2 protein-coding genes and 1 pseudogene are annotated in these 1,780 nt (G+C 50.8%); 2 read left to right on the top strand and 1 reads right to left on the bottom strand.

What is annotated here, in order from left to right:
* Nucleotides 1-160 precede the first annotated feature (160 nt).
* On the top strand, nt 161-670 hold the full coding sequence (locus BZJ21_RS15240; RefSeq protein WP_077670250.1) for a GNAT family N-acetyltransferase: 510 nt from the start codon (nt 161-163) through the stop codon (nt 668-670).
* 13 nt (nt 671-683) lie between these two features.
* Here the strand turns inward: BZJ21_RS15240 and BZJ21_RS15235 are convergent.
* A pseudogene (locus tag BZJ21_RS15235) lies at nt 684-1,510 on the bottom strand (TauD/TfdA dioxygenase family protein).
* Nucleotides 1,511-1,599: 89 nt separating this feature from the next.
* On the opposite strand from BZJ21_RS15235, the gene BZJ21_RS16740 reads away from it, so the two are divergent.
* On the top strand, nt 1,600-1,780 hold a 181-nt coding region (locus BZJ21_RS16740), incomplete at its 3' end, for a hypothetical protein (RefSeq protein WP_236719588.1).

Genomic DNA, 1,780 nt, shown 5'->3' with positions numbered 1-1,780 from the left:
ATTACCGGTGTACGAGAGCATCAACGACGATTGCTGAAATTGTTGGGTCAGTTATACGAAGCGGTTTATTCCTAAATTAGGTGCGGAAACTCGGGTAGATACTTATTCGCGCCAATATGCGATTATGGCGCGATAGGATGTTTCAGTAGGTAAATGGTTTATGACACTGATATGCGGGTCAAAAAGGCTCAATGTGCGACAGTTTATACTCGACGATGCGCCGTTTATTGTGGAGCTGCTTAATGATGCGTCGTTTATACGCTATATCGCGGATAAAAAGGTGCGCACTGAACAAGATGCGATCGAGTATCTCCGTCACGGGCCGCTTGCGAGCTATCAAGCACATGGCTTTGGCCTGAATCTGGTAGAACGGCGGGAAGATGGTGAGCCCATCGGTATGTGCGGCGTGCTCAAGCGCGATGAGTTGGCATATCCAGATTTAGGCTACGCGTTTTTATCGCGTCACACCGGGCAAGGGTACGCCACAGAAGCCGCCGAGGCGGTGCTTGAAGCAACCCTGATAGCTACCGGACTGAGTACTGTTCAGGCCGTTACCTTACCGGACAACCAACCCTCAAACCGTTTGCTCGAAAAACTCGGGTTTCAGCGACAACACCCAATCATGCTTTATGGGCATAGCAATAATCTATATGAATATACCCGCGCCTGAACGCCGTTAGGTGTTACTGAGCACTGTCACCCTGAACGGTGACGCGGTGCAATCGTCTGGGCGCGTCGCCATAATCGGTTACTGCGTAGTGTTGGGTGGCGCGATTATCCCAGATCGCCACCGAATGCTTTTGCCAGCGAAAACGAACGTGATATTTCGATTGGCGTGCTTGACTAAACAGTGTCGCCAGCCGTTGTTGGCTATCAGCCTCTGGCCACTCGGCAATCGCGCGAGTAAATTGCTCGTTAATAAATAGCACTTCTTGGCCGGTTTCAGGTTGGGTCTGTACCATGGCACGGCGAATAGGCGGGTAGTCTTGAGCGCGTTTCGAAACCACACTCTGGCCGTTGGCGTCTTGATGATCGTAACGGCTACCTTCAAAGGCGTGCAGTGCGTGAATGGTGTTGAGCTGGCGTAGCTCGGTTTTTCTTCCTCGGTTAGATCGGCCCATACTGCTGCCATGTCACACCAAATCGTATCTCCGCCATGTTCTGGCACATATTGCGCGTGTAAAATCGAGCATTTGGGCGGCACCGCTTGCCATGTCATGTCGGTGTGCCAATAGCTTTGGCTGGGTGGATTGCCGCGGCTGGTTTCAATTATGACCACTTGGTCATTGTCGGGCAGATGTGGGAAAAACGGGTGAGGTGGCTCAAGCTCGCCGAAGCGTTTTGCCAGTGCGACATGGTTGTCGGTTGATAAAGGCTGATCGCAAAAGAAAAGCACTTTGTAGCGTAAAAATGCTTGGTATAGCGCCGCAAACTCAGTGTCTGACAGCTGGGATAAATCGATATTATCGACTTGCGCCCCTAACGTATTGCCTAAAGGGGTTATCTTCATTTGAACCATACCTTACCGCCAATGAATTTGTAGGCTGGTGTGCCTCGCATTAGGGTGTCACGCGCAAAGGGCTGTTGGCACTGAGGGCAGTGACACGGCGTGGTGGTGGCATCCTCAACAATCCTTTCTTTAAAGCACTTCACCAAAGCGCCTTTACCACCTTTTCGGTATCAGGGAAAACGCATGAAGATCCGCGCCATACCTGGGCTAGCAACTTAATGACTAAATTGTCACTTAGGGCTGAAAACCGTGCGTTATGCCATATTTATT

The organism is Salinivibrio costicola subsp. alcaliphilus, assembly GCF_001996185.1.
Lineage (GTDB): Bacteria > Pseudomonadota > Gammaproteobacteria > Enterobacterales > Vibrionaceae > Salinivibrio > Salinivibrio costicola.
The sequence above is the reverse complement of the archived record's forward strand: the minus strand, read 5'-3'. Positions and strand labels throughout refer to the sequence as shown.